Annotated in this window: 11 protein-coding genes; 1 reads left to right on the top strand and 10 read right to left on the bottom strand. The window is 51.5% G+C overall.

The features are described from left to right. Window positions 1-51: 51 nt before the first annotated feature. The 9 genes from AWR27_RS02585 to AWR27_RS02545 form a co-directional block, all read right to left on the bottom strand. Window positions 52-2,901 carry a TonB-dependent receptor domain-containing protein gene (locus AWR27_RS02585; protein ID WP_077129758.1) on the bottom strand — a complete coding sequence of 950 codons (2,850 nt, stop codon included), beginning with the start codon at window positions 2,899-2,901 and terminating at the stop codon, window positions 52-54. A gap of 144 nt (window positions 2,902-3,045) precedes the next feature. Then, window positions 3,046-4,011 carry a hypothetical protein gene (locus AWR27_RS02580; RefSeq protein WP_077129756.1) on the bottom strand — a complete coding sequence of 322 codons (966 nt, stop codon included), beginning with the start codon at window positions 4,009-4,011 and terminating at the stop codon, window positions 3,046-3,048. A gap of 3 nt (window positions 4,012-4,014) precedes the next feature. Further along, window positions 4,015-5,127 (bottom strand): AAA family ATPase, encoded by a 1,113-nt coding sequence (locus AWR27_RS02575; protein ID WP_077129755.1) that lies wholly within the window; start codon window positions 5,125-5,127, stop codon window positions 4,015-4,017. Beyond that, entirely contained in the window at window positions 5,124-6,242 is a 1,119-nt protein-coding gene (locus tag AWR27_RS02570; protein WP_077129753.1) for a DUF262 domain-containing protein, read from the bottom strand. The genes AWR27_RS02575 and AWR27_RS02570 overlap by 4 nt, the downstream gene beginning before the upstream one ends. A 268-nt stretch (window positions 6,243-6,510) precedes the next feature. Continuing rightward, on the bottom strand, window positions 6,511-7,176 hold the full coding sequence (locus AWR27_RS02565; RefSeq protein ID WP_077129751.1) for a GNAT family N-acetyltransferase: 666 nt from the start codon (window positions 7,174-7,176) through the stop codon (window positions 6,511-6,513). Continuing rightward, entirely contained in the window at window positions 7,173-8,546 is a 1,374-nt protein-coding gene (gene mnmE / locus AWR27_RS02560; RefSeq protein WP_077129749.1) for a tRNA uridine-5-carboxymethylaminomethyl(34) synthesis GTPase MnmE, read from the bottom strand. Before mnmE ends, AWR27_RS02565 begins: the two co-directional genes overlap by 4 nt. Beyond that, window positions 8,543-9,646, bottom strand: coding sequence for an oxygenase MpaB family protein (locus tag AWR27_RS02555; protein WP_077133761.1), 1,104 nt, complete (start codon window positions 9,644-9,646; stop codon window positions 8,543-8,545). Before AWR27_RS02555 ends, mnmE begins: the two co-directional genes overlap by 4 nt. A 45-nt stretch (window positions 9,647-9,691) precedes the next feature. Continuing rightward, complete coding sequence (locus AWR27_RS02550) at window positions 9,692-10,453, bottom strand: MBL fold metallo-hydrolase (RefSeq protein WP_077133760.1); 762 nt, start codon at window positions 10,451-10,453, stop codon at window positions 9,692-9,694. Between the two features lie 85 nt (window positions 10,454-10,538). After that, window positions 10,539-10,919 carry a response regulator gene (locus AWR27_RS02545; RefSeq protein WP_077129747.1) on the bottom strand — a complete coding sequence of 127 codons (381 nt, stop codon included), beginning with the start codon at window positions 10,917-10,919 and terminating at the stop codon, window positions 10,539-10,541. A gap of 339 nt (window positions 10,920-11,258) precedes the next feature. Here AWR27_RS02545 and AWR27_RS02540 point away from each other — a divergent pair, with 339 nt between their 5' ends. Next, window positions 11,259-11,696: a WapI family immunity protein gene (locus AWR27_RS02540; RefSeq protein WP_077129746.1), complete on the top strand. Its 438-nt coding sequence runs from the start codon at window positions 11,259-11,261 to the stop codon at window positions 11,694-11,696. Between the two features lie 32 nt (window positions 11,697-11,728). On the opposite strand, the gene AWR27_RS02535 is transcribed toward AWR27_RS02540, so the two are convergent. After that, window positions 11,729-15,403 (bottom strand): PAS domain S-box protein, encoded by a 3,675-nt coding sequence (locus AWR27_RS02535; RefSeq protein WP_083732974.1) that lies wholly within the window; start codon window positions 15,401-15,403, stop codon window positions 11,729-11,731. Between the last annotated feature and the right edge of the window lie 38 nt (window positions 15,404-15,441).

The raw sequence follows: 15,441 nt of genomic DNA, 5'->3' as shown, positions 1-15,441 counted from the left end.
TCTACATGCGCCAGCCATACACCACGGCTCCATTCAATATTCGTTATTCTTTTAATAAAATCCTTCCCGTCGCATCTTCGCCTGAACACCCCGCATGTTGTAGGTGAAACTCAGCAGAAAATACCGCGCCAGCGTTTCAATGCGTTCATTCGTTACAAAATTCTGCCCGGCGTACTGACTCACAGCCACGTTTCGATTTAGCAAATCGACCGCCGACAGCCGGATTTCAGCTTTTTTGGCTTTGCCCAGAATATGATACGCCGAAGCGTTCCAGATCGGAATCTGCTGATCGAAGTCAAACCGGTAGTTTCGATACACGCGGTAATTCAGGCTGGTAGTCAGGTAGATACCGCGTGGCAGTTTCAGGTTCAGATCACCGGCATACGTGTTGTTGATAATCGTCTGATTCTGACCTGCATTCAGCGAATAGCGCGTGTTGGCGTATCCGAGATTGGCTCGCCCGTAAAACGTGAGCCACTCCACGGGCGTCAGGTCGAGCCGGATGCCGCCGTTATAACTCGCATTGTCGGTATTGTTCGGTACATCGTTGATGAGGGTCAGGTTGCGGCCAAAATTCAGTTGAGCGTTCAGGTTCAGGGTGGCTTTGGTTTTTTTGAGCGGAAACCCGTAGTTGATATATGAGCCGATGCTGCGCCCACCAGTCAGATTTTCGGGGCGGGTTTGGGTAATAAACGTCTGCGGATCAACGGTCTGGCTGTTAATAATCTGATTGACATAGTAATTGCCGTATAGATTGGCAAAAAACTGCATGAAGTTGCCAGGGTTGAACATGCTGAACCCCACGTTTACATTGTGCTGCACTTCGGGCAGCAGGTTGGCATTTCCTGTAGTGATAAACAGTGGGTTAGCGTTATTCACAATCGGCTGCAACTCTCGTGAGGAGGGCGTTCTGACGCTTACATCGTAATTGCTATATAAATATTTATTGTTCTTGAGGTCGTAGTTCAGCGAGGCATTGGGCAAAATTGTCGTAAACGTCCGATTGATAAAATTAAAGTCCGTGGCGTTGCGCGAGGGCGCATATCGCCCGTCGATGCTGAACTGCTGCCCGGCCACCCCCGCCGACACGTTCAGGCCCTTGTATGAATAGCGCAGGCTGGTGCCGACCCGGTTGAAGAGGTAGTTGTTGCGGTAATACAAACTCAGCGAATCGACGCGAGGGCGGGTAGCATCGCTTACGTTCAGCACGTCGCGGTTCACCTCATCGTAGTGCAGGCTGAAGTTGTAGAATGTTTCCCAGAAATACTTTTTCGCGAACGGCTCGACATACAGCAAACTGGCCCGGTACTCGCTCCGCAGACTCTGGGTGTTTTGCATCTGGTCGATTCGGCGCAACTGCTCATCGATGTTGGTTGCGTCAAAAAAATCGTTTTGCGCTTTCAGACCCAGGTCGGTGTCGTTGTCGTTAATCTGGTAGGTGGCACTGGCGGCAAAACTCCGGCCTTTCAGCTTGAACTTTCGCCGATAAATCAGCGAGTTGGCCGATCCAAGCCGATTCGCGATTGTGGTGTTGGTAGTCTGGTTGCGGGTCGAGAGAATCTCCGCCCCCGTACCGTTGACCCGATACACATTCTGATCGCTGAAAAGCCCGTTGTTACCAAAATTCAGTCGGCTGTTGTTGATAAATACCAGCGTGTTGAGCGAGTCGATGTTTTTTTCGTAGCGCAGACTGATGCGGTGGTTGCCGCTGAAGTTGTTCTGGTCGCTGAGTTCTGTCGACCGAAACGCGCTGTTATCCAGAAAACTTTGTCGGTTGCGTTCGGCGTCGAGCATCGAACGGGTCTGGTTGTAATAATAGCTGGCACTCAACTTGGTTTCTTTGGTGTCGAAGTTGTAGTTGGCTCCACCGGCCACTACGTTGTTAAAGCCCCGGCTGTCGCCCCCGCTGATGGGAATGCCGAGCGTTTCATCGTCGTCGCCGAAACGGATGTAGCGGTTGCCGCTGCCGAACCCAAAGTCGGCATTGTCGTTCCAGTTGAACGAGTTGCTGCCCCGAAAGTCCTGGTAATCGTTCCACGACAGCGTACCGGAGTTGGTATTGTTACCTAATCCAATGACCGAAAACTGCCGCTTGGCGTCGAATTTGTTGTAGTTGCCCTTCACGTCGGCCCGCGCCGAAACGTCGTTCGAGGCTGGGCCAGCTCCGGCTGTAATCTTCCCGAACCCGCCTTTTTTGAATTCCTCTTTGAGTTCGAGGTTTACCGTTTTTTCTTTTTTGCCGTCTTCTACGCCCGTCAGCTTGGCCTGTTCGGTTTTGTCGTTGAAGACCTGCACTTTATTGATGGCTTCAGCCTGTAGATTTTTGGTCGCCAGTTTCGGGTCGTTGCCGAAGAAGCTTTTGCCATCGACCGTCACTTTCCTCACCTCCTGCCCCTGCGCCCGAATATTACCGTCCTGATCGACCTGCACGCCGGGCAGTTTCCGCAACAAATCTTCTACTGTTGAGCCGGGCGGCACCTTAAACGAACTGGCGTTGTACTCGATGGTATCGCCCCGGATGGTGAGCGGAGCTTTCGCCGTTTTCACCACCACCTCAAACAATTCTTTCGTAATGGGTTTGAGCGTCAACTCGCCCAGATCGCGAACGGCTTCGGCATTTGGCGTAATAAGTTGGTTATAAGGCAAGTACCCAACAAACGAAAGTTTAAGCAGGTAGCTGCCCGACCTCAGGTTTTTGAACGTAAATGCCCCTTTGTCGTCGGTACGCCCGAAGTTCACTAATGAGGAATCTTTGGGGTTAAGGAGCATCACCGTTGCCGATGCCAGCGGAGCCGCCGACGTATCGACCGCCCGGCCCTGAAGCGTAAACCGTACCGAATTCTGCGCACAGACCGGCCCTAAGAGCAGGCCCAGCACGGCCAGCAGGAAAAGGTTTTTCATACGTGAGAACAGGTTTAGGAACTGATGAAGTTTTAAGCAAAACTAACGGATAAAGCAAAAACGGTTACAGCTTTAACGATTTTTAACTAAAAATATAGTAGAAATATTTCAGGGGGTGGACGAACGAATAGCTTATGTCAAATTTTATCCGGTTGCCGTTCGCAAGTGCGGACCGATGTAGCCTACATACACCTTCTTTTCCTGCTCATCGGGGTAGAAATGAAATCGTAAATCGCCAATTTTAATGTGCAGTTCAAATAGCTCCCGGCGCCCATCCGGTAATTTAAACCTGCGTTGACCGCCGTGTAGTCTCATTGTGGAATCGCTTTCGGGCGATACGTTTAAGTTGGTAGTCTCTTTGAGCCTGTTCAGATCGAAATTACCCGATTGCCACTGAGCGGCAAACTCATTAAGTGTTCGTAATCGGTCAATAATTTGGTTAAGGTAGCCCGATTCGCCAACCCGCTTCAACTGCCCTTTCACGTCGCCACACAGAATTAGATTTGGAAAAAATGATGTTCGCTTTTCCCACACGTCGCTGCTGCGTTGTAGCTGTTCAACCTGCCGTTGCTGCACCCAAGGCTTATGCTGCTCGACGTGAACATACGTAGCAAAGTGCCTAACTTGTACCTGTACCGTTTGTGCCTGCCCGTCAGCGTCTAAATACCAATGCCAGCCGCTTAGCTGATGCGTGTCCCATTGCGTATCAGTATACAGGCTAAGCAGGAGTCGGTCGGCTAAATAGGCTGCGCCAAAACCTTTGGCTTCCGGCGTACCGGCTGGTTCCGTCAGGCAAAATAACGACTGCCCGAACAGTGTTAGTGCGTCAACCTCCTCAACGGTAAGCAATGGTGGATTGGCCACAATCAGCCGAAATCGGTCTTTTAAATCACGATTAACCCGCTCGTCGTTCAGCCACGCGCCGACTGCATAATCTGGGGCAAGAGATAACGAGAACAGGTTATTTCCTACTTCTTCGGGGATACGAACCTGACGCAAACCAAGTTGTTGAACGGCACCCACCGCCCGTACAAAGTGCTCCATTACGTTCCAGGCTTCTGCCGCCGTACTGACTGGCCGGGCAGACAATTCATTAAAAATGCACTCCATTGATTATTGCAGCAGACGGTCTAACTGGCGGGCGTATTCATCAAAAAAGCCTCGCGGCTGCTGACTAAGCCGCCCGTTGGCATCAATGGTTGGTTGTATGATTTCGGTAACGTGTTCGTCGGCGTCGGGGTCGCGCTCGAAGTAGTAAACCGATACCTGTTCAGGCTTAATGTTTTTTTCTTTCACCGATACCCGAACGCCGTTGAGCAAATGGTCACTGTGGGTTTCAACAATGAGTTGTACGCCGTCGGCGGCAGCACAAGCCAGCAACGCGCCCAACTGCGCCTGTCCCTGCGGGTGAAGGTGCGATTCGGGGTTTTCGATGAGAAGCAAATCGCCGGGGCGGGCCGCCAGCACGGCCACAATGATGGGCAGCACATACGTAAAGCCAAAACCGACGTTGACGGGCGTGAAGTCGGGGGTCACGTTTTCGCCCGCTTCAAAACGATAGGTCAGCGTCGCAACGTTCAGGTCAGAGCGGTACGTTGTGGTCAGGCGCGTACCGGCTGAAATCCGTTGGAACCACGCGTCAACCTCATCAATGAGTGTGTTCGTTTGGGCAATTCGGGCTGATGCTAGAACAACTGGTTCGCGCTGATACTGCGCCAGAAAATGCACGGCAAATTCACCGTATTTACCCACCGACCTCAGTTGCTGCACCTGATAGTTCGACGTAGGAAAAATGACACTCGGCGATTTGCGCTCGGCGTTTAAGTATTGAAAACGACTTTCCACAAAAAGAGGCTGGTCACCAACATTTCCTTCGTGCGAACCGGATGCATAAGGCAGAAAGTCAGATTCAGCGATAAACTCGAATTGAGCATTCAGGGTGTCCGTGTACGACTCAAATTGTAGTTCAAAATTAACGTACTCGCTATCAGCGTTCGCATTTTGTGCGTCGCGTCCTAAACCAATGGTGACTAACGGACCATTTAACATCAATCCGGCGAAAGGCTCACCCACGCTGGTGTATTGTGACTGCCGCAGCAGCAGCAACGCCTGAATAATGCTCGATTTGCCTACACCATTGATGCCCGTTAATAAATTCAATTCGGTAAAGTTCAATTCGGCGTATTGAAACGCTTTGAAGTTTTCGATAATCAAGCGCGTAATCATGCGGAATACCGGGCTATCAGTTTCTCAATGGCCTCAAAACGAGTCGTTACCGAACGGTTGTCGGTCGTCGCCCGCGTAATGGCGAATATAAAATCATCGCTTGTTAGCAGTCGTTTATAATCTTCCTGAAAATCGGACAGATGTTCATTAATTCGCTCAATAGAGGTATAATTTAATGAGGCTACCTGCGAAGTCCATACTTCAAATAAAGCCCCATTCAACAATTTTTTTCCACCTATTCCATACGAGCGACTGAACTGCTCCCGGCCAAACCAAGCTTCAGTGATCGTAAACGCCCGGAACAGACCGGCCTTGAGTTCGGTCCGTTCTACGGCATTGGTCCGGCTTAGTTTTTCCATAGCCGTATCTAAAAATCCGGTTAATGGCTTAGTGTACTGCCGGTATGGCGTAAGCCGGAACGCTACGTACCGGAGGGCCAGTTCGCGGTCGGCCATGCGCCGGTCCGACAATGGAATGTACTGATTGAATACGTCGCTCTCGGTAATCTCCTTCAGAAACTTGGCCGCCGGTCCCTGATTGAGCGCGTGCCGGATTTCCATCGGGTTCAGCATCAGCCCCCCCGTATTGATACGTCGGAACACGTTGTATTTCACGGGTCGGGGTGTACCAGGCTTGATGATGTAGGCCGTTACCTGCGTTTCCATAATCCGGCGTTGCATGGGCCGGGGCAGTTCATCGAAGGTTTTGCCTTCGTAATCTTTCAGGATTTCCAAGCCGCGTAATCTTAACCGCTTATCTGTTTTATCAACTACAAAGTTTTTGAGCGTCCAGAGCCGTTGCAGGCCGTCCACTACTAACCAGTTATCTTCGCTCTCAGCGTCGAAATAAAACGCAGGCAACGGAAACCGCAGCATTAGCGATTCGATCAGCCGACTCTGTACATCGGGTGCCCATAAGTTGCCTTTCCGCTGAAAATCGGGGTCAAGATCAATTTCATTATGATTTAGCCGTTGTACAAGGTTGTCCATCGTTTTCGGCTCAACAGTAATGTTGATGTCTTTCGGGTCAAACGGCTCTTTTATATCCGACTCCACCCCTGACTCATCTGTCGGCTCAATATCGGGCACGTCGGCTTCAATTAGTTCATTAGTCATAGCGTAAACGGTTGAAGGAGCAAGTTCCGAAAATTATTCTGTATCATCTCGCGCTCGTAGCTGCCGACCGTGGAGAATTGGTCGAGGACGTACAGTATTTCGGTCTCGGTAAAACCGCAGGCCCAAAACATTAACACATCAATTCACGCTTACTAAAAAACGTAGTCAAAGGATGTGAAGCGATTATACTGCTGAAAAGAAATCAGACAAATGTAAAGCTACGCATCAAATACACGTTTTATTGCATAAAGAAAATAAGGTGATAGCATCACACCTCTCTCAGCATTTCTTCAGACAATGCGTTGACAACGGGCCAGGAGAACGGATACCAGCGGCTCCGGCTGTCGTCGTACACTTCGGTTGCCGCTTCGCAGGCGAATAGTTTATAATCGAATTTGGGGTGCTGACTAACGATATAGCCGGGGTAATAGTAAAGTTTCTGCTGTTGCCAGGCATGGCTCATTTTCAGCAGCATCAAATATTTGCCAGGACTATGCCTGCGATAGGCCGGATCATAGAAATTCATGATGCCGGCAATGGTGTGCAGACCGTTATCGAAAATACCAGCCGCAATTAGCTTACCGTTGTCGCGCAGTTCGATAACCTGGGTATCAAATCGGTTCTGCCCGCTCCCATTGAGCAGACAGGATGCAACCGAATCCGACGCATCAAAATCAATCGACTGCCGGTAGGTTGCATAAAGCGTTTCTAATTCGTCGGTCAGCGCAAACGGTCGGATGGTGGCTGAAAAAGCTTCGTTGATGCGGAACAGCCGACGTTGTTTGGGTCCGAAATCAATATTGGGCACAACAATGCGGAGCCAGTGAACCGGGCAAAAACGGTTGTCGTGGTACAGAAACCGGCATGTAAATACCTCCTGCTGCGTCCGAAAATACCCCCGGCTCAGGCATACGTCCAACTGGCTCCCCTTCATTTTCCAATACAGAACTTGCTAAAAATCGAATCTAATATATCATCCGTAATGATGGTTCCGGTCAACTCGCCGAGGTGCTGCAAGGCCACGCGCAGGTCCATTGCCAGCCAGTCGGGCGTAGTACCGGCGTCTAAGCCAGCAAGAGCACGGGCTATTGCATCGTCGGTAGCGGTCAGGTGTTCGTAGTGTCGGGCGTTGGTAACAACGGCACTGCCCGTTTGTACAGCCGCATCGGTCCGAACACGGGCCGAAAGAGCCAGCTTCAGATCGTCGATGCGCTGATTTTTAGCCGAAATCCAGAGAATAGCTTCGTTGACAACAACGTTTAGTTGTTGCTGCCTTTGGGCATCGATCAGATCAGATTTGTTGCCAACCAGCAGATAGGGTTTGCCCGACGCACTGATTTCATCGACCGCCTGTTGCAGTTCATCGGGCAAAATGGCTGCGCCGTCGAACAGATAAACAACTAAGGCGGCCTTTTCCATCTGCTGCCGGGTGCGCTCTACGCCAATCGCTTCGATTTGGTCGGTAGCCTGCCGCAGCCCGGCGGTGTCGATGAGCCGGAACCGGATACCGTCGATAAACAGCTCGTCTTCTATCACGTCGCGGGTGGTGCCGGGAATGTCGGAAACAATAGCTTTTTCTTCGTTCAGCAGGGCATTGAGCAGGGTCGATTTACCCGCGTTGGGTTTACCGACGATGACCGTTGCCACACCGTTTTTGATAACGTTACCGGCTGAAAACGAGTCGATAAGCGGGTGCAGTGCCCGCCGGATGTCGAGCATAAGCTGCCGGAGTTGCTCGCGGTGGGCAAACTCTACGTCTTCTTCGCCAAAATCGAGTTCGAGTTCAACCAAAGCTACAAAATCAATCAGTTGCTGGCGAAGCACGTTCAGTTGTTTGGAAAAACCTCCGCGCAGTTGGGTGAGGGCAGCCCGGTGACTGGCGTCGGAGTCGGCGGCAATCAGGTCGGCCACGGCTTCGGCCTGCACCAGATCGAACTGCCCGTTCAGAAACGCCCGCTGCGTAAACTCGCCGGGCCGGGCCAGCCGAACGCCCTCGTCGGTCAGCCGACGCAAAATCTGCTGAATAATAAATTCTGATCCGTGGCACGATATTTCGACCACATCTTCTTTCGTAAACGATTTTGGTGCCCGAAACACAGTCACCAGCACCTCGTCAATCAGGGTATCGCTGGCAGTACGGAGCGTACCGAAATGGGCCGTATGGCTGGGTTGCTGTGTAAGGTCTTTTCCGCGAAACAGCCGATTGGTAATAGAAATGGCTCCCTCACCCGACACCCGGATAACGGCAATGGCCCCAATGCCAGGGGCCGTGGCAAGCGCGGCAATAGGTTCGTATTGAATCATTTTGGAAAAATAGGCAGCCGACTCACCACCCCGGCCAGCCGTTTTTCGACCGGTACGGCAGGAATACCAAGCGCGTTGGCGTGATCGTCGCCGAGGAAGAAACGCATCTGAGCGGCTGCGAGGTTCCGGGTTGTTTCGGGTTGTCCGGTTTGTTTTCCGGCTACGTCGGCAATAGCGTTGAGCAACGACCGTGTCAGGCCCGTACCGGCTTCCGACGCTCGAAACTGCCGCCGGGCAATCTGGCGATCAAGGTGATAGGCTTCGCGCAAATTATGTGGCATCAATTCTTCGGCCAACCCGTTCAACGAACCGACAACGTTGATATGGTGGAGATAATCTTCTTCGTTCTGTTCGGAGGTTGTTACGCCCATCTTTCGCAATCCTTTCAGCACAATATAGCTGAACGCCAGATTTGTACCGGCCATATCTTCCTGATTCACGGGCATCCCCCACGCCATGTTCCAGCGACCCGACTGAAGGCCAAACCAACGCGAAGCCGCATGAATGAGCCGGATTTTGAGCGTGCGCTCAATACCGTCACCCTCACCCCCGGCCCCTCTCCCAAAACGGGAGAGGGGAGAGCCATCCGGGAGCATTGCTCCCCTCTCCCGTTTTGGGAGAGGGGTCGGGGGTGAGGGAGGGGCTAAGGGAAAATTCTTCGGATTATTGACGGCAAATACCCACTCGCCGGTCTCCTGCAATCGGCGGGCGGTATCATTTTTAATGCGTTCGGTCAGCCAAAGCAGTCGCACGCCGTTGGCACCGAGGTACGTGTACGGCAGCGAATAAGTGCCTAACGTCAGCCCAATCAGTGCGGTATGTTTCTGAAAAAACGCCATGCCGCGCTGCATCCGCGTCTGGTCGGCCCACTCCGGCAAGTGTGCATGTTCAATAAAAAAACGCTGGATTGGCTCCGGCTGCTCATCCGTACTAAAATTACCAGTGTCGCCTAACCACCGCATCAACGCGCCAACGCCCTCACGTCCGGTCTGTTCAGCTACGGCTGTAATTACCGCGTCGGCAGGGGGATCGCCCTGTTGCCGGTAGTGGTCGAGGAGTTTGTCGGTAAAGGTGCGGGTTGGTTTTATGAGCGTTGGCATAGCATACATATCTACGCCGATAACGCCGGGTTGAAGCGATTGGTTTTAGAGCCTGATTTGCAGCCCATCGTAGCCGAGCCGGATGTGAGGTGGCAATTCGCGCTCAACATCGCGGTGGAGGCCGAGTTTATGGCTAATATGTGTGAAGTAAGTGCGATGAGCACCAATGCGTTCGGCGAGTGCAACTGCCTGATCGAACGTGAAATGCGATATATGCGGTTGCCGCTGGAGGGCGTCGAGAATGAGAATTTTCGTCCCGTAAACCTTTTCGAGTTCCGGCTCGGCAATATAATTCAAATCGGTCAGGTAGGTAAAATCGCCGATGCGGAAACCGTATACGGGCAGTTGGTGGTGCATAACCTCAATAGGCACAATACGCACACCCAGCACATCGAACGGCTCGTTGTTAATCTCGTTGAGTCGAATATGCGGGGTTCCGGGATATTTATGCTCCGTAAAAACGTAAGCAAATTCGCGCTGAAGTTGTGTCAGCACCGACGGGCGACCATATACGGGAATATCCTGTCGCTGCCGGAAGTTATACGCCCGCACCTCATCCATACCTGCCGTATGGTCTTTGTGTTCGTGCGTATACAGCACCGCGTCGAGCTGCCGTAGGTTCAGCCGTAATACCTGCTGCCGGAAATCAGGGCCGGTATCGACCACGAAACTACGCCCGCCAACGGCAATGTGAGCCGAGGTACGCAGGCGTTTATCGCGGTAATCAACGGATCGGCATACATCACAATCGCAGCCAATCAGCGGCACCCCCGACGATGTTCCGGTTCCGAGCAGGGTAATAATCATATTGAATGATTGAATGACAGAATGATTGACGTGCTGAATGGTCTCTAATTCAATCATTCTGTCATTCAATCATTTAATCGTTCTGTCACTTATCCGTCAACTGATTTACGACTTCAACTAAGCGGTCGAAATTCAGGGGTTTCACCAGCACGTCGTTGAAGCCGGCTGTTTTGAATTCTTCTTCCGTATAGTTCTTGGCGTTACCGGTAATAGCCACGATAGGCACGCCCGCTTTCTCGGCATCAGGCAATGCCCGCACCCGACGAACGCACTCCATACCGTCCATAACGGGCATGTTAATATCTAATAAAAGAATACTAAAGTCTTCTTTTTCAAGAATTTGCAACACCTGTTCGCCATTCTTGACTGCCGTAATATCGTAATTCTGAAACTCAAGAATTTTACGGGCGAGGTTCTGAATGACGGAACTATCTTCTGCAATCAAAACGCGTTTTGAAGCTGACATAAGGCTTGGAGAGTCGTGTAATGTTTAGGGTGGTGAAATTAGCAGTTAAATATGCAAACACAAAAAAAGAGCGTTCTGCCGCGCCAACGCAGTCAATTTTTTTGCTGAACGGAGCCGTGTGGCTTTCGCCGGATTATGCCGTTATAATTCTCAAAAAAATACATTCCGATAACACATAAATCTGTTTAATCGCTTAACTTTACCCATCTATCCCTATAAAAATAATCAGGTAGCTATTATAACCAATAATCTACTTTTTAGATACCGATTATTGGTGGACGGCAACGTCCCTGCGTCTTACACAATACCGTTTCCAGTAACCTTTTTATCTTCCTCTCTATGCTGCTCACTGGCCCAAACGGCGCTTTAGCGTTGACCATCCTTGATTATGAATGCTCCGACTCGCCCTACTTTATGGATCGCAACTGGCTGATTGTTAGCCTAAAGATTCGCTATCAAAATCGTGAATGCGTGCGTACTGCCCCTGTTTTGTCGACCTGGGAAATAGAACTGCTACTCAAATGGATGCGCTCCTTAGACGCTGGACATGAGCTATCTCCAAAATTAAGTTTTATTGAGCCTGCACTGAGTTTCAGTAACATATCAAACAAACCCAACGATTATCGTTTACGCGTTAAACTCGGCCCTGATGTTCAGCCTTCGTGGCAACATGGCTCTGCTCCGTTCTTCCTCTTGGTGGAACCCGACAAACGTGAACTGCAACAGGCTGTTCAGGACCTGGAGAAGCAGATAAAAAGGTTCCCGGTTCGGGAGTAACTGGTCTGCGAAAATTTCTGAAGGCGCGTTTTTCAGTCCTGCGCCTTCAGAAATTCGTCAAACGCATTTTCCAATGCCTGCAAGGCGTCGGCTAAGCCACTGGTATCGTTGACTTTTAGTTTGCCTTCTGCCGCGCGGGCAATGTCGGCAACACGGGCGACACCAATGGTGCCTGCACTGCCTTTGAGCGTGTGGAGGTGGCTTTTCACAGTCGGAATATCGCCCAGCGCGTAAGCATCAACCGCTCCTTTCACCAGGTCGGTAGCCTCGGTTACGAACTCCTCCATGATGCTGTCGACCAATTCCTGCCCGCCAATCTCACGTAGTTGCTGCACAATACTTTCGTCAATAATCGGCAGCAATGAATCTGTTTGAAGAGTAGCCTTAGGCGGGGTCTGTTGCTGCCCTTCGCCCGCTGCCTTTAGCTTCACGTCCACAATTTCCTTCACTTTCGCAATCAGACTCTGGGCGCGAATTGGCTTGGCAATGTAATCGTCAAGTCCCTGACTAATAAACCGTTCACGGTCTTCGCGCATTGAGTAGGCTGTCATGGCAACAATAACGGGTAGTTGACTTCCAAACTGTTCGCGCAGGTGGCGGGTTGTTTCCACGCCGTCCATATCGGGCATCTGAATGTCCATAAAGATAACGTCGAAGGGTGTGCCCTGCGCGAAGCACGCAATGGCATTGGGGCCACTGTCGGCGGTAGTCACAACGCAGCCCGCTTTACGCAGAATCTCGCTGGCAACTTTACGGTTCACGGCGTTGTCGTCGACCAGCAGCACCTGCGGGTGGTACGTACTGAAGAAATTGGCGAGCGAGATTTCGGCCACTTCGGTGTGTTGCTGGGTTGGGCTGATTGCCGTTTCTTTTAGTTCGATTGTGAACCAGAACGTACTGCCCTTACCTACTTCCGACTCAACGCCCACTTCGCCCTTCATCAGGTGCGCCAGTTCTTTGGAAATAGCTAAGCCCAGCCCCGTACCACCAAACGATTTCCGCGACGATTCATCGACCTGACTGAATGAGTTGAACAGCAGGTTAATATTTTCGGGCGAAATACCAATGCCTGAATCAATAACCGACACGCGGATGCGGTTGAACTTGCCGCGCTTGCTGATCAGCGACGCTTCGACCCGCACCGTACCGTTTTCGGTAAACTTGATGGCGTTGGAGGTCAGGTTCGATAGAATCTGGAGCAGCCGGGTTTGGTCGGCAATTACGAACGTCGGCAAGTCGGGACCGAGGTGGTAGGTCAGGCGGTTGTTTTTGGAATTGGCCTGTTGCCCGAAAAGTGCAATGAGTTTCTCGAAAATCTCGGCAAACGCCACCGGCGACTCATGTAACGCCATTTTGCCCGCTTCAATTTTCGACAAATCGAGAATGTCATTCAGGATGTTGAGCAGCGTCTCCGACGACCGTTTGATGGTTTTTACATAGCCGCGCTGCTCATCGTCCAATTGCGTGTCGGTCAGCAGGTCGATCATACCAATTACGCCGTTCATGGGCGTGCGGATTTCATGGCTCATATTGGCCAGAAACCGCTCTTTCACCTTCAGCGAGCGTTCGGCTTCTTCTTTTGCCTTTACCAGTTCTGCCGACTGCCGTTTCAGTTCGGTAATATCGCGGGCCAGCACGGCCACCACCGAATAATGGCCGTGTTCGTCCTGCAGGAGCAGCATATTGAACATAAACTGCCGTTCGGAGCCGTCTTTCCGGCGCATGCTAACTTCAAAATTGCGCAGGCTGTGGTTCCGAACGAGCTTGAGCATCGCCTTACGAATCACGCTCTTATCCACAAAATACTGCATCACGTCCTGCCCCAGCACCTCATCGGGCGTGTAGCCCATACGCTTGAACACCGACGGGCTGATCATGGTCACGCGGCCTGTGCGGTCAACGCGGGCGTAGATATCCTGGAGGTTTTCAAAAATACCCCGGAATTTTTCTTCACTTTGACGGGTAGCAATTTCGGCGCGTTTGCGGATGGTGATGTCGCGGGCAATACCCGACACTTCTTCGATGATGCCGCCCGACAGCAGGATTGGGTTTAGCTGAAAATCGAGCCATACTTCGGTGTTGTCGCGCCGTTCGCCGTCGATGCGGAGTTCAAAACTCTGCGGGACACCCCGAAACGCCTGCCGGTATTTTTCTTCGAGCAGTTTGCGTCCTTCCGGCCCAATCATGCGCCAGCCGAGGTTGGGCGCGTTACCATACAGCCGGGGCGTTTCGCCAACGTTTTCTTCAACTAAGTGCAGGTAATTTTTATTGAACGACGTGAGTTGCAGGGCTTTATTAACCGACCAGATCAGGTAGGTGCTGCTGTCGAACATGGCGTTCAGGCGGGCATTCTGCTTATCGAGGGCAGCTTCGGCCTGTTTTCGGGCAATGGCTAAGGCTACCTGCCCCGAAATAAACTCAAGCAATTCGAGGTCGCGGGGGCCGTAGGTTTGCGCGTCGTCGTATGATTTCACGCCGATGATGCCCGTAATCTCGTCGCCAATACGGAGCGGGGCCGTCAGCATCACCTGCGGCTGAAGTTGGCCGTATAAGTCAATCTGATGTTGCTCGGCTAAGTGACGAATATCTTTTTCGTACAGAAACAGCGGTTTATTAGCCCGAATAGTGTACTCAGTCAGGCCATTGCCTAACTTTCGTTTAGTAAATCGCATGTTACCGCCGAAGTACTCATCGACGTAGTACGGAAACGACAAATATGTTTTGCCGGAGTCGTAGAGGGCAATAAAGAAGTTGCGGGCGTCGATAATATTGCCAAGTTCTTCGTGAATCTTGTGGTACAGTTCATCGAGGTTTGGCGTGTTGATAGTCCAGTTGGCAATACTGTAATACAGCTTCTGCGATTTTTCGGCCCGAATTTTGCCGGTAGTATCATGAAGGATACAGCGGAAAGCGGTTGGTTTACCATTATCGAACCGGCAGTTTACGCTGCCCGACAAAAACAGCGTTTTACCGGCTTTACTTCTGAAAACGGTTTCAACGTAGGGCAATTTATCACCCTGTTGAATTCGTTTGAGCAGGGCCAGTGTGCTATCCGCGTAATCGGGGTGCAGTACGTCGCGCAGGTTCAGGGCCGAAATTTCGTCGGAGCCGTAACCCAGCACATCGCGCCAGGCCCGGTTTACAAAGATAAATTTGCCGTCGAGCGTGAGCAGTTGAATCAGGTCGGACGTGTTATCGACCAAATCCTGCAACTGCGCGTTCGTATTGGACAGGGCCGAGGCCACGCGCCGTTTGTTAGTAACGTCTTCGCCTACTACTGTAAACGAAGACACACCAGTTTGCCCGGTGGGTGCGTTGACAATGAACGAATTGATCTGAACGTTACGGCTGGCTCCGCTGCGGGTAAGCAAACTGATTTCACGCTGATCGGGGAAACCGCCTTTGGCAAGAGCTTCCTCAAAATCGAGTTCGAGCCGGGCGCGGTCGGCAGCCGGAATGAAAACATCGAAGAAGTTGCGGCCCAGAATGTCGTCAGGTTGCCAGGCCGTAACGCGGTAGGTGTACGGGTTTACGTAGGTGAGGGTACCGTCGCGGTCGAGGGTTACGCCCACGAGGTTAAGCTGATCGAGCGTATGCCGAACATCAAATGCGGGCAGGGCGTCGGATCGGGTAGTTCCGTTACGCTCTGTATGCAGTCGCTGAATTTCGGCTACTAATTCGTCTTTTGTTTTAGCGGACCAGCGCATCATGACAATCAATAGGTTAATCGACGTTAGTCGGTCAG

The organism is Spirosoma montaniterrae (genome assembly GCF_001988955.1).
GTDB lineage: Bacteria > Bacteroidota > Bacteroidia > Cytophagales > Spirosomataceae > Spirosoma > Spirosoma montaniterrae.
Note: the sequence above shows the minus strand (reverse complement) of the source record. Positions and strands in the feature narration are given on the sequence as shown.

What these genes read in the sequence shown, in the direction of transcription:
- AWR27_RS02540 (WP_077129746.1), top strand. Translation starts at nt 11,259, where the DNA reads ATGCTGCTCACTGGCCCAAACGGCGCTTTAGCGTTGACCATCCTTGAT.
- AWR27_RS02580 (WP_077129756.1), bottom strand. Translation starts at nt 4,011, where the DNA reads ATGGAGTGCATTTTTAATGAATTGTCTGCCCGGCCAGTCAGTACGGCG.
- mnmE (WP_077129749.1), bottom strand. Translation starts at nt 8,546, where the DNA reads ATGATTCAATACGAACCTATTGCCGCGCTTGCCACGGCCCCTGGCATT.
- AWR27_RS02535 (WP_083732974.1), bottom strand. Translation starts at nt 15,403, where the DNA reads ATGCGCTGGTCCGCTAAAACAAAAGACGAATTAGTAGCCGAAATTCAG.
- AWR27_RS02545 (WP_077129747.1), bottom strand. Translation starts at nt 10,919, where the DNA reads ATGTCAGCTTCAAAACGCGTTTTGATTGCAGAAGATAGTTCCGTCATT.
- AWR27_RS02570 (WP_077129753.1), bottom strand. Translation starts at nt 6,242, where the DNA reads ATGACTAATGAACTAATTGAAGCCGACGTGCCCGATATTGAGCCGACA.
- AWR27_RS02585 (WP_077129758.1), bottom strand. Translation starts at nt 2,901, where the DNA reads ATGAAAAACCTTTTCCTGCTGGCCGTGCTGGGCCTGCTCTTAGGGCCG.
- AWR27_RS02565 (WP_077129751.1), bottom strand. Translation starts at nt 7,176, where the DNA reads ATGAAGGGGAGCCAGTTGGACGTATGCCTGAGCCGGGGGTATTTTCGG.
- AWR27_RS02555 (WP_077133761.1), bottom strand. Translation starts at nt 9,646, where the DNA reads ATGCCAACGCTCATAAAACCAACCCGCACCTTTACCGACAAACTCCTC.
- AWR27_RS02575 (WP_077129755.1), bottom strand. Translation starts at nt 5,127, where the DNA reads ATGATTACGCGCTTGATTATCGAAAACTTCAAAGCGTTTCAATACGCC.
- AWR27_RS02550 (WP_077133760.1), bottom strand. Translation starts at nt 10,453, where the DNA reads ATGATTATTACCCTGCTCGGAACCGGAACATCGTCGGGGGTGCCGCTG.